Annotated in this window: 18 protein-coding genes; 12 read left to right on the top strand and 6 right to left on the bottom strand. The window is 70.5% G+C overall.

Annotated elements, in window-relative coordinates; translation table 11 throughout:
- Positions 1-66: 66 nt before the first annotated feature.
- The 11 genes from LBN7_RS16320 (at position 67) to LBN7_RS16270 (ending at position 16,243) form a co-directional block, all read left to right on the top strand.
- Complete coding sequence (locus LBN7_RS16320; protein ID WP_407360248.1) at positions 67-1,455, top strand: serine hydrolase domain-containing protein; 1,389 nt, start codon at positions 67-69, stop codon at positions 1,453-1,455.
- Complete coding sequence (locus LBN7_RS16315; protein WP_407360247.1) at positions 1,452-2,357, top strand: serine hydrolase; 906 nt, start codon at positions 1,452-1,454, stop codon at positions 2,355-2,357. The genes LBN7_RS16320 and LBN7_RS16315 overlap by 4 nt, the downstream gene beginning before the upstream one ends.
- A 49-nt stretch (positions 2,358-2,406) precedes the next feature.
- Positions 2,407-4,002, top strand: coding sequence for an ABC transporter substrate-binding protein (locus LBN7_RS16310; protein ID WP_341945001.1), 1,596 nt, complete (start codon positions 2,407-2,409; stop codon positions 4,000-4,002).
- 16 nt (positions 4,003-4,018) lie between these two features.
- The gene (locus tag LBN7_RS16305) at positions 4,019-5,017 is read left to right on the top strand and encodes an ABC transporter permease (protein ID WP_407360246.1); all 999 of its coding nucleotides are present in this window, start codon (positions 4,019-4,021) and stop codon (positions 5,015-5,017) included.
- Positions 5,017-6,963, top strand: coding sequence for a dipeptide/oligopeptide/nickel ABC transporter permease/ATP-binding protein (locus LBN7_RS16300; protein WP_407360245.1), 1,947 nt, complete (start codon positions 5,017-5,019; stop codon positions 6,961-6,963). Before LBN7_RS16305 ends, LBN7_RS16300 begins: the two co-directional genes overlap by 1 nt.
- Positions 6,960-8,048 (top strand): ABC transporter ATP-binding protein, encoded by a 1,089-nt coding sequence (locus LBN7_RS16295; RefSeq protein WP_407360244.1) that lies wholly within the window; start codon positions 6,960-6,962, stop codon positions 8,046-8,048. The genes LBN7_RS16300 and LBN7_RS16295 overlap by 4 nt, the downstream gene beginning before the upstream one ends.
- Positions 8,049-8,067: 19 nt before the next feature.
- Positions 8,068-11,406, top strand: a complete 3,339-nt coding sequence (locus LBN7_RS16290; protein ID WP_407360243.1) for a serine hydrolase — start codon at positions 8,068-8,070, stop codon at positions 11,404-11,406.
- The gene (locus LBN7_RS16285; protein ID WP_407360242.1) at positions 11,406-12,521 is read left to right on the top strand and encodes a M20 family metallopeptidase; all 1,116 of its coding nucleotides are present in this window, start codon (positions 11,406-11,408) and stop codon (positions 12,519-12,521) included. The genes LBN7_RS16290 and LBN7_RS16285 overlap by 1 nt, the downstream gene beginning before the upstream one ends.
- Entirely contained in the window at positions 12,518-13,384 is an 867-nt protein-coding gene (locus LBN7_RS16280) for a GNAT family N-acetyltransferase (protein WP_407360241.1), read from the top strand. Before LBN7_RS16285 ends, LBN7_RS16280 begins: the two co-directional genes overlap by 4 nt.
- Entirely contained in the window at positions 13,381-14,487 is a 1,107-nt protein-coding gene (gene menC, locus LBN7_RS16275; RefSeq protein WP_341944995.1) for an o-succinylbenzoate synthase, read from the top strand. The genes LBN7_RS16280 and menC overlap by 4 nt, the downstream gene beginning before the upstream one ends.
- A gap of 148 nt (positions 14,488-14,635) precedes the next feature.
- Complete coding sequence (locus LBN7_RS16270) at positions 14,636-16,243, top strand: helix-turn-helix domain-containing protein (protein WP_407360240.1); 1,608 nt, start codon at positions 14,636-14,638, stop codon at positions 16,241-16,243.
- Positions 16,244-16,249: 6 nt separating this feature from the next.
- Here the strand turns inward: LBN7_RS16270 and LBN7_RS16265 are convergent, their stop codons facing one another.
- From LBN7_RS16265 to rsmA, 4 genes are read right to left on the bottom strand one after another with little or no spacing between them, the layout of a single operon-like run.
- Complete coding sequence (locus tag LBN7_RS16265; protein WP_407360239.1) at positions 16,250-16,675, bottom strand: hypothetical protein; 426 nt, start codon at positions 16,673-16,675, stop codon at positions 16,250-16,252.
- 57 nt (positions 16,676-16,732) lie between these two features.
- Positions 16,733-17,662, bottom strand: a complete 930-nt coding sequence (locus tag LBN7_RS16260; protein ID WP_116636471.1) for a 4-(cytidine 5'-diphospho)-2-C-methyl-D-erythritol kinase — start codon at positions 17,660-17,662, stop codon at positions 16,733-16,735.
- A gap of 7 nt (positions 17,663-17,669) precedes the next feature.
- On the bottom strand, positions 17,670-18,737 hold the full coding sequence (locus LBN7_RS16255) for an aldo/keto reductase (protein ID WP_116636472.1): 1,068 nt from the start codon (positions 18,735-18,737) through the stop codon (positions 17,670-17,672).
- A 9-nt stretch (positions 18,738-18,746) separates the two neighbouring features.
- The gene (rsmA, locus tag LBN7_RS16250; protein ID WP_341944991.1) at positions 18,747-19,616 is read right to left on the bottom strand and encodes a 16S rRNA (adenine(1518)-N(6)/adenine(1519)-N(6))-dimethyltransferase RsmA; all 870 of its coding nucleotides are present in this window, start codon (positions 19,614-19,616) and stop codon (positions 18,747-18,749) included.
- Positions 19,617-19,652: 36 nt separating this feature from the next.
- Here rsmA and LBN7_RS16245 point away from each other — a divergent pair, with 36 nt between their 5' ends.
- Positions 19,653-20,939 carry an MFS transporter gene (locus tag LBN7_RS16245; protein ID WP_407360238.1) on the top strand — a complete coding sequence of 429 codons (1,287 nt, stop codon included), beginning with the start codon at positions 19,653-19,655 and terminating at the stop codon, positions 20,937-20,939.
- Here LBN7_RS16245 and LBN7_RS16240 read toward each other — a convergent pair.
- Positions 20,921-21,817 carry a TatD family hydrolase gene (locus LBN7_RS16240; RefSeq protein ID WP_407360237.1) on the bottom strand — a complete coding sequence of 299 codons (897 nt, stop codon included), beginning with the start codon at positions 21,815-21,817 and terminating at the stop codon, positions 20,921-20,923. The genes LBN7_RS16245 and LBN7_RS16240 overlap by 19 nt on opposite strands.
- 3 nt (positions 21,818-21,820) lie before the next feature.
- Positions 21,821-23,398, bottom strand: a complete 1,578-nt coding sequence (gene metG, locus LBN7_RS16235) for a methionine--tRNA ligase (RefSeq protein WP_407360236.1) — start codon at positions 23,396-23,398, stop codon at positions 21,821-21,823.
- Between the last annotated feature and the right edge of the window lie 13 nt (positions 23,399-23,411).

Below are 23,411 nucleotides of genomic sequence, written 5' to 3'. Positions count from 1 at the left end.
GCATAGTCTCGGGCCCATCGTCGACGGTCTCCCGGCCGCTGATCCCTTCCTTGCAGAGGAGCGCACATGTCCACGCTGTCCGAGATCGGCACCTGGGTGCAGGAGAACCTCGCGGAGCTCATCGCCGCAGACAACGTCCCCGCCGCATCCGTCGGCATCCTCGCCGGCGGGGAGGTCTTCACCGCCGCCGCGGGAATCCTGAACAAGAACACCGGCGTCGAGGCCGACGTCGACTCGGTCTTCCAGATCGGCTCGATCACCAAGACCTGGACCACGACCCTGATCATGCAGCTCGTCGACGAAGGACTCCTCGACCTCGACGCACCAGTGCGCGACACCGTCCCGGCGTTCACGATCGCCGACGACGCCGCCGCGAGCGCGATCACGACGCGTCAGCTGCTCAGCCACGTGAGCGGCTTCGAGGGCGACCTCTTCATCGACACCGGCGTCGGCGACGACTGCGTCGAGAAGTACCTCGCGGCGATCGCCGATGCACCGCAGCTCTTCGCCCCCGGCGAGCGCTTCTCCTACAACAACGCCGCGTTCGTGGTGCTCGGCCGGATCATCGAGGTGCTCAGGGACAAGCCGTTCGACCGTGCGCTCCACGAGCACCTGGCCGGACCGCTGAAGCTCACCCACGTCGCGACCGACGCCTCGCAGGCGATCATGTTCCGTGCGGCTCTCGGCCACATCCCGGTCGAAGGCAGCGATGTGCCGGAGCCGGCCCCGGTCTGGAGTCTGGTGCGCTCCAACGCCCCGGCGGGATCGATGCTCGCGATGACGGCACGTGACCTCCTCGGCTTCGCCCGCATGCACATCGACGGCGGCACGGGCCCCGACGGCACGCAGGTGCTGTCGGCGGAGAGCGTCCGGGCCATGCAGGAGCGCCAGGTGGAGCTCCCCGACCTCGGCCTGATGGGCAACGCCTGGGGCTTGGGCTGGGAGATCTTCGACTGGGAGGGCGGCCCGGTCGTCGGGCACGACGGCGGCACGATCGGCCAGAGCGCGTTCCTCCGCATCGTCCCGGGCACCGGCGTCGCCGTCGTGATCCTCACCAACGGCGGATCGCCCGTCTCGCTCTACGCGACCCTGATGACCAAGATCCTCGGTGAGATCGCCGGCGTCACGATGCCCGCCCTCCCCGTGCCGCCGGATTCGCCAGTCGATGTCGACCTGGAGCGCATCCTCGGCACGTACTCGTCCTCGGTCTCCGACTCCGTCGTGCGACAGGACGAGGAAGGCCGGATCTGGCTCGAGCGGACGATGAAGGGCATCTTCGCCGAGCTCGGCCCGGCGCCTGAGCCCGTCGAGCTGGTGGGGTGGAACGGCGACAGCCTCGTTCCCGCCGTCCCCGAACGGGGAATGCACATGCCGCACGCCTTCGTCGGAGACGACGGGTCCGGCCGCGCGCTGTACCTGCACACGGGTCGCGCCGACCGTCGGGTCGACGCATGAGCGCGCCGACCGTCGAGACCACGGACATCGCCGAGATCTTCACGCAGGCCGGCGCCGTCGGCTTCCTCCACGCCGCCGAGATCGGCGTCGTGGACGGGCCGGAGGTGAGCGTGCGCGCCGATGAGCCGGTCGTGCTCGCCTCGGTGTTCAAGATCCTCGTGCTCACCGCCTACGTGCGGGCCGTGGAGTCGGGAGCGCTCGATCCCGTCGGGCGCACCACCGTGACGTCGCGCTACCGGATCGGCGGCGTCGGCACCGCCGGGTTCTCCGACGACGTCGAGGCGAGCTGGCGCGACCTGGCACTCAACATGATGTCGATGAGCGACAACGCGGCGACCGACGTCATCTACCACCGGGTCGGCGCCGAGGCCGTCCGGCAGGTGATCACCGACCTCGGGCTCGAGGGCACGCATCTCGTCGGATGCTGCGAGGAGCTGTTCGACTCGGTGATCGCCGACCTCGGCGGCTCGCCGGGGAGCGATCTCGACGAGCTGCTGGCCGGCGCGACCCCCGAGCAGATCTGGAGCCTGGGCGTCCTGGAGCCCGCACGCACGTCGGCATCCACGCCGCGCGAGGTGACGACGCTGCTGAACGCCCTGTGGACGGACACGGCAGCGCCCGCCGCGGCATCCGCCGCCGCCCGCGAGATCATGGCGCAGCAGATCTGGCCGCATCGGCTCTCCTCCGGTTTCCCCTCCGAGGTGAAGATCGCGGCGAAGACCGGAACGGTCCCCGCGTGGCGCAACGAAGCCGGCGTCGTCACCTATCCCGACGGACGGCAGTACGCGGTCGCGGTGTTCACCCGCGCCGACTCGCTCGCCGAGCGCCTGCCTGCCGTCGACGCGTCGATCGGCCGAGCCGCGTGCGTCGCCGTCGAGCACATCCGCTCGCTCACCCTCTGAAAGACCCGATCCCACCCGAAGCACCACCCACCCCTGCTGGAGGCAACAGATGCGTTCTCGTACCTCGCTGGTCGCTCTCATGGGCGCTGCCGCGCTCGCTCTCACCTCGTGCGCCGCGTCCGGCGCCTCGCCGGGCGGGGGCGGTGACACGGGCGCCCTCGCGGAGGGGAAGACCTTCACCACCGTCATCTCCACCGATCCGGGCAGCCTCGATCCGCTGATCACGGTCATGTCCGTGGCCAGGTCGATCGACCGCTTCCTGTACTCGCGCCTCGTCGAGGTGCAGGACGACGGGAGCGTGGTGTCCGGCCTCGCCTCGGAGTGGGAGGCGGACACCACGACGGCGACGTTCACCCTGCGCGACGGCGTCACCTGCGAGGACGGGACGCCACTGACCGCGACCGACGTGGCGGCGAACATCAGCCACATCGGAGACCCGGCGAACGGCTCCCCGCTCGTCGGCCTTCAGGTGCAGCCGGGCACGTCGGCCGTGGGCGACGACGACGCCGGGACCGTCACCGTCACGAGCGGCCGCCCCGACTCGTTCCTGCTCCAGAACATCGGCAGCATCGCGATCGTCTGCGGCACCGTGCTCGACGACCCGGACGCGCTCGCCAAGGGCGAGGGCGCGACCGGCATGTTCACGATGACCGAGATCATCCCCAACAGCCAGTACACCCTCACCCGCCGCGAGGACTTCACCTGGGGCCCCGGCGACTGGGACCCGGAACAGGCAGGGCTCCCCGAGAAGGTGGTGTTCCGCGTCGTCCCCAACGAGACGACGGCCACCAACCTGCTGCTCTCCGGCGAGGTCAACGCCGCCCTGGTGATCGGACCGGACGCGAAGCGGCTGGAGGACGCCGGGCTGTTCAAGACCGCGCTCCCCGTCGCCGTGGGCCAGATGATCTTCAACCAGGCGGAGGGACGCCCCACCGCCGATCAGGAGGTGCGCGAGGCCCTGATGCAGGCGCTGGATCTCCCCCAGCTGCGGCAGGTGCTCACCGGCGGAGTCGGGACGGTGCCCACCGGGCTCGTCACCATCTCGCCGAACCCGTGCCGTGCCGACGTCGTCGACGGGTTCCTCCCCGAGGTCGACGCGAAGGCGGCGGCGAAGGCGCTCGATGACGCCGGTTGGATCGCCGGCTCGGACGGCATCCGCGAGAAGGACGGGAAGCGGCTCGAGCTGGGGATGATCTACTCCTCGCTGCAGGGCGACGCCGGCAACGCCGGTGCCGAGCTCATCCAGGCGACCTGGAAGGAGCTGGGCGTGGATCTCACCGTGAAGTCGGCCGACTCCCCCACGCTCAGCGAGACGCTCTTCGTCACCGGCGACTGGGATGTCTCCGCGGCACCCATCACGGTGTCCCTGCCCAGCATGCTCGTGCCGTTCTACTCGGGCCCGACGCCGCCGAACGGCACGAACTTCGCGTCGATCGAGAACGCCGACTACACGGCCGCGGTCACGGCCGCGTCGAACAAGGCCGGCGACGAGGGATGCGACGACTGGGGCAAGGCGGAGCAGGCGCTCTACGCCACCACGAGCGTCATCCCGTTCGCGAACCAGGATCGTTCGACGTACGCGCAGAAGGCGACCTTCATCGAGAACGACGGCATCGACCCCGCGTCGATCCGCATGTACGAGTGAGACCGGAAGGCAGCCGATGGCCAGCACCACCGCCACGCAGGCGATATTGATCAGATCCGCACGGTCGGACAACCCCTGGTTGTCCTTCCTGGTCCGTCGCGGGGGGCAGTTCGTCCTCGCGGTGTGGGTGCTGGTCACGGCTGCCTTCCTCATGATCCACCTGGTGCCGGGCGATCCGGTCCGCGCCGCCCTCGGGATGAACGCCCCCGCCGAGCTGGTCGAGGCCCGTCGTGCGGCGCTCGGCCTCGACCAGCCGCTCCCCGTGCAGTATGTGCGCTACATCACCGGACTCTTCACCGGAGACATGGGCACGTCGATGCTGACGAGCCAGCCGGTCAGCGAGATCATCGCGACCCGGCTCCCTGCCACCCTGCAGCTGGCTCTGCTGGCGGTGCTGCTCGTCCTCCTCGTGGCGGTGCCGCTCGGGGTCACGATGGCCGTCGCCACGCGCGGCGGACGACGGCGCGGACTCGAGCTCGGCTTCGCGACGACGAGCGTGGTGCTGGCCGCGATCCCCGAGTTCCTGCTCGCGGTCGGTCTCGTGTACATCTTCGCCGTCTCGCTCGGCTGGTTCCCGGTGGCGGGGAACACCGCACCGCTCTCGCTCGTCCTCCCCGTGCTGGCCCTGGCCATCGGCCCGATCGCGGTGTTCTCCCGGATCATCCGCGTGGAGGTGCTCGCGGTGCTCGGCCAGGACTTCATCCGCACCGCCCACGCCAAGCGCCTCGCCCCACGCCGCATCTACTCGCGTCACGCGCTGCCCAACGCCATGACGGCGACTCTGACCCTCACCGGGCTGCTGCTGACCGGCATGGTCGCCGGCACCGTGCTCGTCGAGAACGTCTTCGCCTGGCCGGGACTCGGCACGATGATCGTGCAATCCATCCTCACCAAGGACTACTCGGTCGTGCAGGGCATCGTCCTCGTCTACGGCATCGGCGTGCTCCTGGTGAACCTCATCATCGACGTGGTGCTCGCACTCCTCGATCCTCGCTCCACGATCCGGGAGGCCTGATGTCCGCGCAGTCGAAATGGCTCGACGTCGTCCGCTCCCCGCTCGGGGCCACCGCGCTCGGGCTGGTGATCCTCGTCGCCCTGACCGCCGTCTTCGCCCCGCTCATCTGGGGTCCGCAGGCCGAGCAGGTCGATCCGACCGCCATCATGCAGGGCCCCAGCGCCGCGCACCTGCTCGGCACCGACTCCCTCGGTCGCGACGTGCTGGCCAGGGTCATGGTCGCCACGCAGCTGTCGATCGTGCTGGCGGTGCTGGCCGTCCTCATCGGCGTCACCGCCGGGACCCTCCTCGGGACGGCGCCGTCGGTGCTCCCGCGCTGGGCAGGACGCTTCATCGCCGGGACCGTGAACATCGCCGTGGCGTTCCCCGGCCTGCTGCTCGCCCTGTTCCTCGCCGTGATCTTCGGCGTCGGCACGACCGGCGCGATCCTGGCGATCGGCTTCGCCATGGCGCCCCAGTTCGCCCGCCTGACCCAGACCCTCTCCGCCTCGATCGCCGGGCGCGACTTCATCTCGGCTGCACGCGTCGCCGGGGTCTCCCGCGTCCGCGTGCTCATCCGGCACGTCCTGCCCAACATCGGCGAGCCCCTCGTCGTCAATGCGACCGTCAGCGCCGGATCCGCCCTGCTCGCCTTCGCCGGCCTGTCGTTCCTCGGCCTGGGCGTGCAGGTACCCGCGTACGACTGGGGCCGCCTCCTCGGCGAGGGACTGAACCGCATCTACCTGAACCCGGCAGCGGCGATCGGACCCGCCGTCGCGGTCATCGTCGCCGGCCTCGCGTTCAATCTCCTCGGCGAGACCGCCGCGTCGGTGATCGGCGGGCGCTCGTCCCGCCGCCGCAGCCGGCTTCTCCGCCCCGCCCGCACGGGCGACCCCGTTCACGCGCAGGTCGGCGACGACGACGTGGTGCTCCTCGTCGACGACCTGCGCGTGTCCTTCCCCGGACCCGACGGCTGGCTCACCCCCGTGCGCGGAGTGAGCTTCACCGTCTCGCGCGGCGAGGCGATCGGCGTGGTCGGAGAGTCCGGCTCGGGCAAGAGCCTGACCGCTCTCGCCGCAGCCCAGCTCATCGAGCGCCCCGGTCAGGTCACGGCGGCGCAGCTCGAGTTCTGCGGCACGCCGCTGCTCGACGCGCCGGAGCGCTCGGTGCGCAGCCTGCTCGGCACCTCTCTGGCCATGGTGTTCCAGGACCCGATGACCTCGTTCAACCCGACCAGGCGGATCGGGTCGCAGCTCGCGGAAGCCGCCTCCGAGCACCAGGAGGTCACCCGCAGCCAGGCGATGGCCCGCGCCGTCGATCGCCTCCAGGCCGTTCGCGTTCCCGCGGCGGCTCGGCGCGCACGTCAGTACCCGCACGAGTTCTCCGGCGGCATGCGCCAACGCGCCATGATCGCGATGGGACTGATGAACCACCCGAAGCTGATCATCGCCGACGAGCCGACGACGGCGCTCGACGTGACGGTCCAGCGCCAGGTCCTGCAGCTGCTGGCGGGGGTGCGACGCGACACCGATGCGGCGATCCTGCTGATCAGTCATGACATCGCCGTGATCGCGCAGACCTGCGACCGCGTGCTCGTGATGTACGCGGGACGCATCGTGGAGGACCTGCCCGCCGCGCAGCTGCACACCGAGGCCAGGCACCCGTACACCCGCGCGCTGCTCGACGTGGTGCCCGAGCTCGACACCGACCGCTCGGTGCCGCTCAAGATGATCCCCGGGCGCCCGCCCGCACCGGGAGCGTTCCCCGTCGGCTGCGCCTTCGCCGATCGCTGCCCGCTCGCGACCGACCTCTGCCGCGAGCGCGACCCCGAACTCGTCGTCGACGCCGGGGGCCACCGCGTCGCGTGCTGGCATCCGGTGGACGGCGATGCCCCCGCCGCAGACGCCGCGATCCCCGCGGTCACGTCGGCCCTGCCGATCGCCCAGCACGAAGGAGCCGTCCGATGAGCGAACTGCGCTTCGACACCGTGAGCGTGCGGTTCGGAACCCACCGTTCCGGACTCACGGCCGTGGACGGCGTCAGCCTCGTCGTTCCCTCCGGCTCGGTCGTCGGTCTGGTCGGCGAGTCCGGGTCCGGCAAGTCCACGCTCGCCAGGGCCGCCATCGGCCTCTCTCCGATCAGCGAGGGCACCATCACCCTCGACGGCGTCGATGTGCGCCGCTTCCGCCGGAACCGTCCCATCCAGATGGTGTTCCAGGACCCGTTCTCCTCGCTCGACCCGAGGATGACGATCGGCGAGTCGATCGCCGAGGCACTTCCCCGCGACATCCGCAGGCCCGCGGCGCGACGTGCGGAGGTCGCCCGGCTGCTCGAGCTCGTGAGCCTCGATCCCGAGCGCGCGGCATCGCTGCCCGGGGCCCTGTCCGGCGGTCAGCGTCAGCGCATCGCCCTGGCCCGCGCCCTCGCCGCGCGCCCCGAGGTCATCATCGCCGACGAGATCACCTCGGCGCTCGACGTGTCGGTGCAGGGCTCCGTCCTGAACCTGGTCCGCTCGCTGCGCGCCGAGCTCGACCTGACCATGCTCTTCATCTCGCACAACCTGGCGGTGGTGCGGTACCTCAGCGACCACATCGCGGTGATGTATCTCGGCAAGATCGTCGAGGTCGGTCCGACCGATCAGGTGCTCGCCGATCCCCAGCATCCCTATACGAAGGAGCTGCTCGCCTCTGCGCCCACGCGCCACGGCAGCCTGCTGGACATCGATCCGCTCGCGCCCGTCGCCGTGGAGCCGCCCGACCCGCACGCGCCACCCAGCGGATGCCGCTTCCACCCGCGGTGCCCGATCGGGCCCGCCGCGCGACCGGATCGACAGCTCTGCGTCATCTCCGAGCCCCTGCAGCCGTCGGGGAGCGCGGGCGCCGCCTGCCACTTCGCCGGCACGGGAGCGGACCTCCCGGTCGGGACGCCACCGAACACCACTGTGCCGAACACCACTGTGCCGAACTCCACTGTGCCGAACTCCCAAAGGGCGGCGATCCTTTCGGCCGACGACACAACACTGCTGCCCCTCGCAGCAGACACAGTGAACTGACCATCCGATTGGAGCATCCATGAACCGCCGCGTGACCATCGACGACTTCCTCGCGATCACCTCGCCGGAGCAGCCGGCCCTCTCCCCCGACGGCTCCCGCATCGTGTACGCGCTGCGGACGACCGACCGCGACGGCGACAAGGACCAGCGCTCCCTCTGGCAGGTGCCGACGGCGGGTGGCGCGCCGGTCCGGCTCACGCACGGCACGGCGGACTCGTCTCCCGTGTGGAGCCCCGACGGCACCCGGCTCGCGTTCCTCCGCGCCGGAGACGGCGGCGCCCAGCTCTGGCTGCTCCCTGCGAACGGCGGTGAGCCGCGCGCACTCACGTCGCTGCCGCTCGGCGCCGGATCCCCGCAGTGGAGCCCCGACGGCACCCGCATCGCGTTCGCCGCCCCCGTCGACAGCGCGGCGCTGCCCGGCGACGACACGGCGAAGATCCTCGCGCGTCGGTCGGCGCCGGCGGTCGCCGACCGTCTCGGCTACAAGGCGGACGGCGCCGGCAACCTGGGCACGCTCGTCCAGCAGATCCACGTCGTCGCCGTGGACGACGGCGCCGTCACCGTGCTCACGCGCGGCACCGCGCACACGACCGATCCCTTCTGGTCGCCCGACGGCACCCGTCTCGCGTTCTCCTCGGCGCCCGACGACGACGCGGACCTGACGATGCGGATCCAGGTCTTCGTCACGTCGTCGACGGATGCCAACGTCGCACCCGTGCGACTCGGATCCGCCGACACCCAGGCCTCGGTCACGGGCTGGACCGCCGACGGCGCGCACGTCGTGGCGGCGGGACGCACCGACACCGCGATCGGCATCGCCGGTCTGCTGCTCTTCCCGGTCGACGGCGGTGCGCCGGTCGACCTCGCCGCCGCGCTCGACCGCAACGTGATGCCGGGCGGTCCCGGCTACCCCGGCGGCATGCCCCAGCAGGACGATGCGGGGCGCCTGGTGTTCTGCCTGCGCGACAACGGCTATTCGCACCTGTACTCGGTCGCCGCCGACGGGACGGAGGCGCGGGCTCTCGTCGCCGGGACCACCAACGTCTCCGGCCTCTCGGTGTCGGGCTCGCGGGCCGCGGTCGTCGTGGCCACCCCGGACTCCTTCGGCGAGGTGGGCCTGGTCGACCTCGCGGACGGAACCCTGCGCACACTCACCGAGTACGGGTCCGTCGACGTCCCGCTCGCCCCGGCTGAGGAGCGTCGCTTCACGATCGCCGACGGCACCGTCGTCACCGGCTGGCTGCGCCGCGACCCCGATGCCCAGGGACCCCTGCCCCTGCTGCTCGACATCCACGGCGGACCGCACAACGCCTGGAACGGCGCCGCCGACCTCACCCACCCGTACCACCAGCTGCTCGCGAACCGCGGATGGGCGATCCTCACGATCAACCCTCGAGGCAGCGACGGCTACGGCGACGCCTTCTTCCGCGCCGTCTCGGGAGGGTGGGGCGTCAACGACGCGAACGACTTCCTGGAGCCGATCGACCAGCTCGTGGCCGAGGGCATCGCCGACCCGGCGCGTCTGGGCGTCACGGGCTACAGCTACGGCGGCTTCATGACCTGCTACCTGACGTCGCGCGACGACCGTTTCGCCGCCGCCGTCGCCGGTGGCGTGGTCAGCGACCTCTCCAGCGTCGGCGGCACGTCGGACGTCGGTCACTACCTCTCGGCCAAGGAGAACGGCGGCCTTCCGTGGCGCGACCAGGAGAAGCTGGCGGCCCAGTCGCCCTTCACCCAGGTCGATCGCGTCACCACGCCGACGCTGATCCTGCACGGCGCCGCCGACGATCGCTGCCCCGTCGGTCAGGCCGAGCAGTGGTTCGCCGCGCTGCGCGAACGCGACGTTCCGGCGCGTCTCGTGCTGTACCCCGGTGGTGCGCACCTGTTCCCGCTGTCGGGTCCGCCGTCGCACCGCGCCGACTTCTCGCAGCGGATCGTCGACTGGGTGGAGCAGTACGCCCCGCCTGCCGGAACGCGCATCCGTCCGCGGCTGGACGCGACCCGCTGGCAGCAGCGGCTCAGCGTACTGGCCGAGGCGCACCACGTCCCCGGCGCCACGCTCGGCATCCTGCGCCTCGGCGAGGAGCCGGTGTTCGCGCACCACGGCATCCTCAACGTCCGCACGGGCATCGAGACGACCGACGACTCCGTCTTCCAGATCGGGTCGATGGGCAAGGTCTGGACGGCGACGGCGGCCATGAAGCTCGTCGACGACGGACTGCTCGACCTCGATGCTCCGGTGGTGCAGTACCTTCCCGAGTTCCGGGCGTCCGACCCCGAGGTCACCCGCACGGTCACGATGCGCCACCTGCTCAGCCACACGAGCGGCATCGACGGCGACGTCTTCACCGACACCGGACGCGGCGACGACACCCTCGAGAAGTACGTCGAGATCCTCGACGGCGTCGCGCAGAACCATCCGCTCGGAGCGACGATGTCTTACTGCAACTCCGGTTTCGTGCTGGCGGGGCGGGTCATCGAGAAGCTCACGGGCACGACCTGGGACCAGGCGATGCGCGACCTCGTGTTTACGCCGCTCGGGCTCACGCATTCGTCGACCCTCCCGGAGGAGGCGATCATGTTCCGCGCGGCCAGCGGGCACACCACGATCGGCGTCGACGGGCGGCCTGAGCTCGCCCCGGCATGGATGCTGCCGCGCTCGATGGGTCCCGCAGGGCTGATCAACTCCACGACGGCCGACGTCCTGGAGTTCGCCCGCCTGCACCTCACCGGTGGCCTGTCGGCCGACGGCACCCGGGTGCTCTCGGAGGACAGCGTCGCCCGGATGCAGGAGCGCCAGGTCGACGTTCCCAACCCGTATTCGATCGGCGACGCCTGGGGCGTCGGATGGATCCTGTTCGACTGGGACGGCAAGAAGCTCATCGGCCACGACGGCAACACGATCGGGCAGTCGTCGTTCCTGCGCATCCTCCCCGAGGAAGGGCTCGCCGTCACGCTGCTCTCGAACGGCGGGAACACGCGCGACCTGTACGACGAGCTCTTCGACGAGATCTTCTCCGAGCTCGCCGATGTGCACCTGCCCGACGACCTGACGCCGCCGGCCGAGCCGTTCGAGGCCGACTTCTCCGACATCGTCGGCGTCTACGACCGCGCCGGCGTGCGCATGGAGATCTTCGACGAAGACAGCGGTCTGCGACTGCGCACGGTCGTCACGGGACCGCTCGCGTCGCTCCTGCCCGACCCCATCGAAGAGCATGACCTGATCCCGGTGCGCGAGAACGAGTTCGTGATCCGCCCCGAGGGCACGCAGGCGTGGCAGGCCCTGGTCTTCTACACGCTCGCGACGGGCGAGAAGTACGTGCACTACGGCGTGCGTGCAGCGCCGAAGGTGTCGTGATGATCACGCAGGAGGCGCTCCTCGTCGACACGCTCGTCGCGGACATCGAGACGCTCGTGACCTGCGAGTCGCCGTCGACCGATCTCGACGCCGTGGCCCGCAGCGCGGACGTGACGGCAGAGCTGGGCGAGCGGATCCTCGGCGTCGCCCCGGAGCGGATCGTGCTCGACGGGCGTACCCATCTGCGGTGGCGCTTCGGCGCACCGAGGGTGCTGCTGCTCGGTCATCACGACACGGTGTGGCCGCTCGGATCGCTGCAGACGCATCCGTTCGAGGTGCAGGACGGGGTCCTCCGCGGACCCGGATGCTTCGACATGAAGACCGGGGTCGTGATGGCGCTGCACGCCGCCGCGGCGCTCGCGGACCGCGACGGGATCAGCATCCTCATCACCGGCGACGAGGAGCTGGGTTCGCCCAGCTCTCGGACGCTGATCGAGGAGGAGGCGCGAGACTGCGACGCGGTGTTCGTGCTGGAGGCCTCGGCCGACGGCGGAGCGCTCAAGGTCGCACGCAAGGGCGTCTCGCTCTACCGCGTCGTGGTGACCGGCCGTGCCGCACACGCCGGACTCGAGCCGGAGCGCGGCGTGAACGCCGCGGTCGAGGCGGCGCACCTCATCCTGGCGGTCGCCGGACTCGGCGATGCGGAACGCGGAACGACGGTGACCCCCACGCTGCTGCATGCGGGGCACACGACCAACACCGTCCCGTCCGACGCGGCGTTCGCCGTCGACGTGCGGGTGCGCACGACCGCGGAGCAGGACAGGGTCGATCAGGCGATCCGTGCGATCGGACCGAGCGTCGACGGCGCCGTCGTGCGGATCGAGGGCGGTGCGAACCGCCGCCCGATGGAGCCCGGTACCTCCGCCGCCCTGTTCGCGCGGGCGACCCGGCTCGCGGCGGATGCCGGCCTGACGCCGTTCGACGGCGTCGAGGTCGGAGGCGCGTCCGACGGCAACTTCACCGCCGGTCTCGGCATCCCCACACTCGACGGACTCGGGGCCGTGGGCGGCGGGGCGCACGCCGACGACGAGCACGTGCTCGTCTCGATGATCCCGGAACGCACGACCCTCCTGACGGCGCTCATCGCCGACGTCCTGGCGGGAGAACAGGAATGAGCACCATGCACACCGTGCCGCAGAGCGCCGCCCAGGACGCGGCGGACGCCGCGAGGGCGGCCGCGTCCGACGCGGGAGTGGAGATCCGTCTCCTGTCCACCGTCGCCGAGTTCGCCGACGTCGCCCGGCTGTTCCAGAGCATCTGGGCCTCCGACGGCAGCCAGTCGCCCGTGAACGTCGAGACCCTCCGGGCGATCTCCAAAGCCGGCAGCTACGTCGGCGGGGCCTATGAAGGCGATGATCTCGTCGGAGCCTGCTTCGGCTTCTTCGCGGCACCGGGACGACGAGCCCTGCACAGCCACATCGCCGGCGTCTCCGAGCGGATGCGGGGCCGCAGCGTCGGCTTCGCCCTGAAGGTCCATCAGCGCTCCTGGGCGATCGATCAGGAGCTCGACGAGATCTCCTGGACGTTCGACCCCCTCATCAGCCGCAACGCCTACTTCAACCTGGTCAAGCTCGCGGCGACCCCGGTGGCTTACCACAGCAACTTCTACGGGCAGATGACGGACGCGCTCAACGGCGGGGACGACACCGACCGGATGCTCGTGACCTGGTACGTGCACGATCCGCGCGTGGCCGACGCCTGCCGTGGCGCGGCATCCGCCGTCGAGGCGCCCGCGGGCGCCGATCTGCTCACGGTCGACGCCGATCTCGGGCCCGCGCGGCACGAGACCGCGGCGCGGCTCGTGCGGGTGTCGCTGCCACGCGACATCGAGACGCTCCGCACGACCGATCCCGAACGGGCGACGCGGTGGCGGCTCGCCGTGCGCGACACCCTCGGTTCCCTGCTCGAGCAGGGCGCCGAGGTCGTGTCCTTCGACCGCACGGGCACGTACACCATCGACAGAGGAGAAAACCCATGAAGCTCACCGGAATCGAGCTCCGCGTCATCGAGATGCCCCTGGTGGCCCCGTTCCGCACCTCGTTCGGGGTCGAGACCGTCCGCGAGGCGATCCTGGTGCGGGCCGTCACCGACGAGGCGGAGGGCTGGGGCGAGTGCGTGGCGATGAGCGACCCGCTGTACTCCTCCGAGTACGTCGAGGCGAGCCTCGACGTCATCAAGCGCTTCCTGCTCCCGGCCCTGGCCCAGGTCCCCGACCTGGACGCCTCGAAGATCGCCCCCGCCCTGGCGAAGTTCAAGGGACACCGGATGTCGAAGGCGGGCCTCGAGCTCGCCATCCTCGACGCGGAGCTGCGCGCCAGCGGCGTCCCACTCTCGCGTGAGCTCGGCGCCGTCCGCGACACGGTCGACTGCGGCGTCTCCGTCGGCATCATGGACTCGATCCCCGAACTGCTCGACGCGGTAGGCGGGTACCTCGACGAGGGGTACGTGCGCATCAAGCTCAAGATCGAGCCCGGCTGGGACATCGAGCCCGTCCGTGCGGTGCGCGAGAGGTTCGGCGACGACATCCTGCTCCAGGTCGACGCGAACACGGCGTACCGGCGCGGCGACGCCCGGCACCTGGCCAAGCTCGACCCGTTCGACCTGCTCCTGATCGAACAGCCGCTCGACGAGGAGGATCTCCTCGGCCACGCGCAGCTCGCCGCGCTCGTGCAGACGCCGATCTGCCTCGACGAGTCGATCGTCTCGGCCCGCGCGGCCGCCGACGCCATCGCGATCGGCGCCTGCTCGATCGTGAACATCAAGCCGGGACGCGTCGGCGGATACCTCGAGGCTCGACGCATCCACGACGTCTGCCGCGCCAACGAGATCCCCGTCTGGGCCGGCGGGATGCTCGAGACCGGGATCGGCCGGGCCGCCAACGTCGCCCTCGCCGCGCTCCCCGGATTCACGCTGCCGGGCGACACCTCGGGCTCGAACCGCTACTACACGAGCGACATCACCGACCCGTTCGTCGTCGAGAACGGCACCCTGACGGTGCCGACCGGTCCCGGCATCGGTGTGACGCCGCACGCCGATGCGCTCGAGGCCGTCACGACCCGGACCGAGTGGATCACGTTCTGAGGCCGATCCGGACGCAGAATCTGTGGGGCACGACGAAATCCGGATACGATTTCGTCGTGCCCCACAGCCTCGTCTCCCCCCGTCGACGCCTAACCTGGGCCTCGTGCTCATGTCACTGACGACACGGCCCCGTGCCAGCCTCGGCCGTGTGATCGAAGATCTCGGAACCACGCTGCTCGAAGTGGTGAGCGGCAACGCCGATCAGGACACCGAGATCGAGACCGTGGTCATCCATGACGTGCTCGACGACGCGATGCCCATGCGGCGCGCGCTGGTCCTCGGTGTCGGCCTCAGCGACCCGGCGGATATCGCCGCGCTCCTGCACTCGCTCGCGGCGCAGCAGGCGACGGCACTGGTCCTCCGCGCTCCCGTGCGCGCCGACGAGGGTGTGCTCCGCGCCTCGGAGGAGACCGGCATCCCCGTCCTCGCGCTCACCCGAGGGGCGTCCTGGGCGCAGCTCACGGCCATGCTGCGATCCCTGATCGCGGAGGGAGACGTCGGCGATCAGGGGGCGCAGATGCTCGGCGGGATGCCGGCGGGCGACCTGTTCGCGCTCGCCAACGCGATCGCGACGCTGCTGAACGCGCCGGTGACGATCGAGGACCGGAACTCCCGGGTCGTCGCCTTCTCGGGTCGGCAGGACGAGGCCGACCCTGCGCGCATCGAGACGGTGCTGGGGCGCCAGGTTCCGGAGCGGTTCACGCGTCAGCTCGAGGAGCGCGGCGTCTTCCAGGAGCTGTACCGCAGTGAGGACCCGATCGACGTCGACCCCGTCGGCACGACGGACGGGGCACCCTCGTTCCCCCGGGTCGCCCTGGCCGTGCGCGCCGGCGATGAGATCCTCGGCTCCATCTGGGCTGCCGTGCAGGCTCCGCTCACCAGCGACCGCGTCCGCGCCCTGAAGGACTCCGCGGGTCTCGTGGCGCTGCACCTGCTGCGCCTCCGTGCCGGTGCCGACGTGGAACGACGACTCCGCGCCGATCTGCTCTCGACGATCCTGGAAGGGGGCCCCGGCGCCGTCGACGCCGCGGCGCGGCTGCGTCTGAACGATCATCGCTGCGTCGTGATGGCGCTCTCCGCGGCAGACGAGCAGAGCGACGTTCTGGCGCCGGATGCCAGGACCACGGCGGAGCGGCACCGCATCGCCGACGCGTTCGCCGTGCATCTGGGTGCCGTCTACCTGCGCTCCGCCGTCGCCGTCATCGGCAACGTCGTCTACGCGGTCGTCGGCGTGCGCCCCGACCAGGCCGACACGGATCTGCGCGCCGCCTCGGTCGCCACCGACTTCCTCGGCAGACTCGGCGCCGCCTCCGACATCCGCGTCGGCATCGGCACGCTCGCGGAGGACACATCGAGCATCCCGCTGTCGCGCGTCAACGCCGACCGCGCCCTGCGCGTGCTGCAGAAGTCCTCGGGGAGGGATGCCGTCGCCCTGTTCTCCGCCGTGCAGATGGAAGCCCTGCTGGTGGAGCTCGGCGATCTCGTCCGCGCTCGGGGCGATCAGCCCACCGGCCCGGTGGCGCTGCTGATCGAGAACGATCGGGAACGGGGCACGCACCTCGTCGAGACGCTGGCCGCGTGGCTGGACGCCTTCGGCGATGTCACCGTCGCCGCCGCCCGGGTGTACACCCACCCGAACACCTTCCGCTATCGGCTGCGCCGGCTCGCGGAGATCAGCGGGCTCGACCTCGCCGATCCCGACGCGCGGTTCTCGGCGATGGTGCAGCTCCGACTGCTCGCCCCCGGCGCCCGCTGAGCCGCGTCAGGCCCGAGGAGCGAGCCCGGCGTAGAGCAGCTCCCCGGTCTGGGGATCTGTCATCACGAGAACCGACTCCCCCACCCGGGGGATCTCCAGACGCGAGATGAGCGCGTGGACGGCCACGGCCTGTGCGCCGAGCTGCAGCGTGAGCACGACCCGCGGGTTGTCGTTGATCGTCTGGCCGGTGTCCTGCATCACGAGCACCGTCGCCGGCTGCGTGGGCACGCCGGCCGCCCGCAGCGCCGCCACGTGCTCGGCCTGGTGGATCGACGACGTCGCCTGCTGCATCGCCTCGGTGAACTCGCTCCCCAGGAAGGCCTTGGTCATCTTGCCGAGGAAGCCCCGGCCGGCGGCGATGTCGTCGGCCATCTGGAGACCTTCCTCCTGGCGCTCCTGCTGCCACTTGCGGGTGACTCTGAACAGTCCCATGATCCACTCCTTCTCCGAGGTCGTGATCCGAGACTATTCAGGCGCCGAGACTACCGATCACAGAATCCGCGCACCCGCCACGGGCCCGTGCACGTGCAGGGGATCGAGGCCCGCACCACGCAGCGTCGTCTGCACGTCCTGCGCGGTCTCGGGGTCGGGACAGAGCAGCGCGACGGTGGGGCCCGATCCGGAGACGAGCCCCTGCAGGGCACCGGCCTCGACTCCCTGGCGGATCACGTCCTCGAGGTCGGGACGCTCGTAGACGGCCGCGGCCTGGAGGTCGTTGAACAGGCCTTCGGCGAGCTGTACCGCGTCGCCCGAGCGCAGCGCCTGCAGCACCGGGATCGGGACGTCGAGCGACAGCGGAGGATCGTCCGCCAGGGCTCCCTCCTCGCCGCGCAGGATGTCGAGCCGCTCGTAGACGACCGGCGTCGACAGCCCCTGCTCGCTCGTGACCAGGACCCAGTCGAAGCGGCCGCGTGCGAGCGCGGGGTTGAGCTGGTCGCCGCGTCCGGTGCCGACAGCGGTGCCGCCGTGGAGCGCGAACGGCACGTCGGCGCCGAGACGGGCGGCGAGGTCGTGCATCCGCGCCGGCGAGAGTCCGGTGCCCCAGAGCGCGTCGCACGCGACCAGCGCAGCCGCGGCATCCGCCGAGCCGCCGCCCATGCCGCCGGCGACCGGGACGCTCTTGCGGATCTCCAGCGCCACACCGCCGGTGTACTCCGTGGCGGTCGCGAGCAGCTTGGCCGCTCGCATCGCGAGATTCCTGTCGTCGAGCGGCACCGAATCCACGTCCTCGACGCCGGTGACCGTGAGGGAGAAGTCGTCCGCGTGCCGCGCGATCACGTCCTCATAGAGGGACACCGCCTGGAACACCGTCGCGAGGGCGTGGTAGCCGTCGTCATGACGCCCGCCGACACCGAGGTAGACGTTGATCTTCCCCGGCGCGCGCACGTGCACGGATCCGGCGGACGCGGCGACGCTCATGATCCGGTCACAGCTCCGTCGAGGTCGCCCAGAGATCCACGTCGATGGAACCAGCGAGCTCGTCGATGCGCGCGAGCTCCTCCGCGGTGAGCGCCGGGCCGTTGACCGCGGCGATGTTCTCGTCGAGCTGTTCGGGGCGGGAGGCGCCGATCAGCGCCGAGGCGACGACGGGGTTGCGCAGGGTCCACTGCAGGGCCAGCTGCGCGAGCGACTGGCCGCGGCCCTTCGCGATCTCGTTCAGCGCCCTCAGCGTCTGCACAGCCTCGTCGCCGAGGGGGCCGTCCGGAAGGGATCCGCGCTTCTGCGCACGATCCGCCGTGCCGTCGCCGAGGTACTTGTCGGTGAGCAGACCCTGGGCCAGCGGCGTGAACGCGATGGCGCCGAGCCCGGACTGCTCCAGGGTCTCGGTGAGACCGTCCTCGACCCAGCGGTTCAGGATCGAGTACGCGGGCTGGTGGATGACCAGGGGCGTACCGAGCTCCTGCGCGATCGCGACGGCCTCGGCGGTGCGCTCTGCGCTGTAGGACGAGATGCCGACGTAGAGCGCCTTGCCCTGGCGCACGAGGGTGTCGAGCGCGCCGATCGTCTCGGCGATCGGCGTGACCGGGTCGGCCCGGTGCGAGTAGAAGATGTCGACATGGTCCAGGCCCATCCGGGTCAGGGACTGCTCGGCGCTCGCGAGGATGTACTTGCGGCTGGCGAAGTCGCCGTACGGTCCCGGCCACATGTCCCAGCCGGCCTTCGACGAGATGATCAGCTCGTCGCGGTACGGACGGAAGTCCTCCGCGAAGATGCGGCCGAAGTTCTTCTCGGCCGAACCGTAGGGCGGGCCGTAGTTGTTCGCCAGATCGAAGTGCGTGATGCCGCGGTCGAAGGCGTGGCGCAGCAGCGCGCGCTGGTTGTCGAGCGGGATGTTGTCGCCGAAGTTCCACCACAGGCCGAGCGAGATCGGCGGGAGGTAGAGACCCGATGTGCCGACCTGACGGTAGTCGAACTGCTGATAGCGGCTCTCGTCGGCGGTGTACGGACGGTGCAGCTCGGGAACGTCGGGGCGGAAGCGCGGGGAGTCGGTCACCGTGCCAGATTAGTCCCTGACGGCCGCCTCGTTCATCGACGCCGCGTGCTGCGCGATGCGCTGATAGTCGTCGACCGTGAGGTCCTCCCCGCGTGCCGTCGGCGCGACGCCGGCGGCGATCAGGACCTCGGATGCCGCGGCGGAGCTGCCGAGCACGCCGGAGAGCGCCTGCCGGAGCATCTTGCGGCGCTGGTTGAAGGCGGCATCCACGATCTGGAAGGTGCGACGACGCTCGTCCTCGGTGCCGCGCTCGCCCTCGGATCGGTCGAATCCCACGAGCAGGCTGTCGACGTTCGGCACGGGCCAGAACACCTGGCGCGACACGGTCCCGGAGAGCTTCCAGTCGCCGTACCAGGCGGCCTTGACGCTCGGCGAGCCGTAGATCTTCGAGCCGGGCTTGGCCGCCAGCCGCTCGGCGACCTCGGCCTGCACCATGACGACGCCGCGCTTCAGGTAGTCGAAGTGCTCGAGGAAGTGCAGGAGCACCGGCACAGAGACGTTGTACGGCAGGTTGGCGACGAGCACGGTGGGTTCACCGGGCAGCTCGGTGATGCGGAGGGCGTCGGCGTCGACCACCGTGAGCCGGTCCGGCTCGACGCCGTGCTCGGCGGCCGTCTGGGCCAGTCGGGCCGCCAGGCGGTGATCGATCTCGACCGCGGTCACGGATGCCCCGGTCTCGAGGATCGCGAGGGTGAGGGAGCCGAGTCCCGGCCCGACCTCGACCACCCGCTCCCCCGGCTGGACGCGAGCGGCCTGCACGATCTTGCGCACCGTGTTGGCATCGACGACGAAGTTCTGTCCGAGCTTCTTCGTCGGGGTCACGTCGAGCTCGGCGGCGAGGCGGCGGATCTCGGTGGCGCCGAGCAGCGTGATGGTCATCCGTCCATTGTCCCCCACCCTCAGTAGTCTTTCGGGATGCCCTCCCTCGGCGAACTCATCGCGCCCCGCCGCATGGGCCGTGATTTCCGCTGGCTGCTCGCCTCCTCCTGGACGAGCAACGTCGGAGACGGCGTCGCGCTCGCGGCCGCGCCCCTGCTGATCGCGTCGATGACCTCGTCGCCGATCCTGGTGGCCGCCGGTGCCATTCTGCAGTTCCTGCCCTGGCTGCTCTTCGGTCTGCACGCGGGCGCCGTCGCCGACCGGTTCGATCGCCGTCGCCTGGTGATGTTCGCCAACGGCGCCCGCGCCGTCGTGCTCGCCGGCCTCTGCGTGTTCCTCGTCACCGGCACCGCGAACATCTGGATCGTCCTCGCGGTCGCGTTCCTCTACGGCACGGCCGAGGTCTTCGTCGACACGGCGGGCAGCACCCTGCTGCCGATGCTCGTGGAGCCGGGCGATCTCGGGCTGGGGAACGCACGGCTGCAGGCCGGGTACCTGGTCGCGAACCAGTTCGCCGGGCCGCCGCTCGGCGCGTTCCTCTTCGCCGCGGGGACGGCCTGGCCCTTCCTCGTCGAAGTGCTGTGCGTGAGCTTCGCGGTCGTGCTGATCTCGCGCATGGCCAGGACGCCGGTGCCGCCGCGCGACCCTTCGACAGGCTCAGGGACCCAGTCGACAGGCTCAGGGACCCAGGATCGAACGCACCCTCCCGTGCACACCGACATCGCCGAGGGCCTGCGCTGGCTGTGGCGCAACCCTCCCGTTCGCATGCTGGTGCTGATCATCCTCGTGTTCAACGTCACGTGGGCGGCCCCCTGGGGCGTACTGGTGCTCTACGCGACCGAGCACCTGCACATGGGTGCCGTCGGGTTCGGCGCGCTCACGACGGCGTCCGCGGTCGGCGGACTGCTCGCCACCGCATGCTTCGGGTGGCTGGAGCGGCACGTGTCGTTCGCGACGCTGATGCGCGTGGTGCTCTCGCTCGAGGTGCTCATGCATCTCTCCTTCGCGCTCACGACCACCGGATGGGTCGCCCTGGTCATCATGTTCTTCTTCGGCGCCTACGCCTTCGTCTGGGGCACGATCTCGACCACCGTGCGCCAGCGGCTCGTCCCGGCGGAGCTCCAGGGCCGAGTGGCTTCCGTGAACATGGTCGGCGTCTTCGGCGGCATGGTGATCGGGCAGGCCCTCGGCGGCGCGATCGCTCAGATCTGGGGCCTCACGGCACCGTGGTGGTTCGCGTTCGCGGGCGCGGCGCTCACCCTGCTGTTCGTCTGGAAGCCGATCTCGCAGATCGTCTCGGCGACTCAGTCGAACGAGCCGTAGACGCGGAGCGTGTTCTCGGCGAGCTGTCGAGAGAGCTCGTCGACGTCGATCCCGAGCTCTGCGGCCATGAAGCGCACGGTGATCGGCACAAGGTACGGGGCGTTCGGGCGACCGCGCAGCGGCACCGGCGTGAGGAACGGTGCGTCCGTCTCGACGAGGATCCGGTCGAGCGGGGTCACCTTCAGCGCGTCGCGCAGGTTCTGGGCGTTCTTGAACGTGACGTTGCCGGCGAACGACAGGTGGTACCCGGCATCCGCGCAGATCCGCGCCATCGCGTCATCGCCGGAGAAGCAGTGGAAGACCGTCCGCTCGGGGGCGCCGACGCGGCCCAGCGTCTCGAGCACCGCGTCGTGCGCATCGCGGTCGTGGATCTGCATCGCGATGCCGTGCTTCTTCGCCAGCGCGATGTGCGCCTCGAACGACGCGTGCTGCGGCGCGCGGCGCTCCGGCTCCGTGCGGAAGAAGTCGAGACCCGTCTCGCCGATCGCGCGCGTACGCGGGTGCGCGGCGAGCTCGTCGATCACCGCGATCGCCTCATCCAGCCTCCCCTGCTCCGCGTAGGTCGGCGCATCGTTCGGGTGGATGGCGACGGCCGCCAGGACGCGGGGGTCGGATGCCGCCGCCTCGACGGCCCACCGCGACGACTCGATGTCGCCCGAAGCCTGCACGACGCCCGCGATGCCGACGGCCTGGGCGCGGTCGAGCTGCTCGGTGAGCGACAGCCCGTGGGTCCCTGAGCCTGTCGAAGGGTCGCCGTCGAGGATCTCGAGGTGCGCGTGGTTGTCGTACACGGGCACGGCGAGCGGCTCGGGAGCGGCCGGATACTTCAGATCCTTGCGGCCGTCTCCCGAGCGCTCGCGGACGTACGTGTCAGCCATGCGTCAGGCCGTGGACTCCACCCGCGGGAACAGCGGTGCGAGCCCGTTGACGCTCGTACCGGGGCGCAGGGCGCCCCAGGTGCCGGCCTCGCGGATCGGCTGATCCTGCAGGCGTCCGAGCGTCGCGCCGGCGCCGAGCGCATGCCAGAGCTTCTCGGTGGACTGCGGCATCACCGGCGACAGCAGCACGGCGAGCGCACGCAGCCCCTCGGCGCAGGTGTAGAGCACCGTGCCGAGACGCGCGCGCTGGTCCTCATCGCGCGCCAGAGCCCACGGCTCGTTCTCGGTGATGTACCCGTTCAGGGCGTCGACGATGGTCCAGATCGACGAGATCGCCTCGTCGATGCGGAACTGCGTGACGGCGGCATCCGCCTTCGACGCGGCATCCGCGACGATCTTCTGGATCGCGAGGTCCTGCTCGGTGTACTCGGCCGGCGGCGGCACGATGCCCTCGAAGTACTTCTCGATCATCGCCGTGGTGCGCGAGGCGAGGTTGCCGAAGCCGTTCGCGAGCTCGGACTGGTAGCGCGCCGACAGGTCCTCCCACGAGAACGACCCGTCCTGCCCGAAGGCGATCGCCGACAGGAAGTAGTAGCGGTACGCGTCGGAGCCGAAGACATCCGTGATCTCGGTCGGCGCGATGCCGGTGAGCTTCGACTTCGACATCTTCTCGCCGCCGACGAGCAGCCAGCCGTGCGCGAAGACACCCTTCGGCACCTCGAGGCCTGCGGCCATCAGCAGCGCCGGCCAGATCACGGCGTGGAAGCGCAGGATGTCCTTGCCGACCACGTGGTACGCGGGCCAGCGACGCTCGAACGTCTCCTCGTCCGAGCCGTAGCCGACCGCGGTCGCGTAGTTCAGGAGCGCGTCGACCCACACGTAGATGACATGCGACTCGTCCCACGGCAGCGGGATGCCCCAGTCGAAGGTCGAGCGCGAGATCGACAGGTCCTTCAGTCCCTGGCTGACGAACGAGACGACCTCGTTGCGCGCCGAATCGGGGCGCACGAAGTCGGGCTGGGTGCGGTACAGCTCGAGGAGCCTGTCCTGGAACTCGCTCAGCTTGAAGAAGTAGTTCTTCTCCTGCAGCAGCTCGAGCGGCTTCGAGTGGATCGCGCAGACCTTGAGACCTTCGAAGGGTCCGGTGCCGTCGACGATCTCGGACTCGGGCTTGAACTCCTCGCAGCCCACGCAGTACAGCGCCTCGTACTCGCCGGCGTAGATGTAGCCGCGGTCGTACAGGCGCTGGAAGAACGTCTGCACGTTCGTCTCGTGGCGCTCCTGCGTGGTGCGGATGAAGTCGTCGTTGGCGACGTCGAGAGTCGTCAGCAGCGGGAACCAGCTCTCGCTGACGAGCTTGTCGACCCACTCCTGCGGCGTGACGTTGTTGGCGGCAGCGGCCCGCAGCATCTTCTGGCCGTGCTCGTCGGTGCCCGTCAGCATCCAGGTGTCATCGCCCGCCTGGCGGTGCCACCGCGCGAGGGTGTCGACGGCCACCGTCGTGTACCCGTGACCGATGTGCGGCACGTCGGAGGGGTAGTAGATGGGCGTGGTGATGTAGAACGATTCGCCTGCGGGCATGGGGTCAATTCTA

The sequence above is a fragment of the Microbacterium sp. LBN7 genome, from assembly GCF_045690345.1.
Taxonomy (GTDB): Bacteria; Actinomycetota; Actinomycetes; order Actinomycetales; family Microbacteriaceae; genus Microbacterium.
This window is presented reverse-complemented; position numbering and strand designations above follow the sequence as displayed.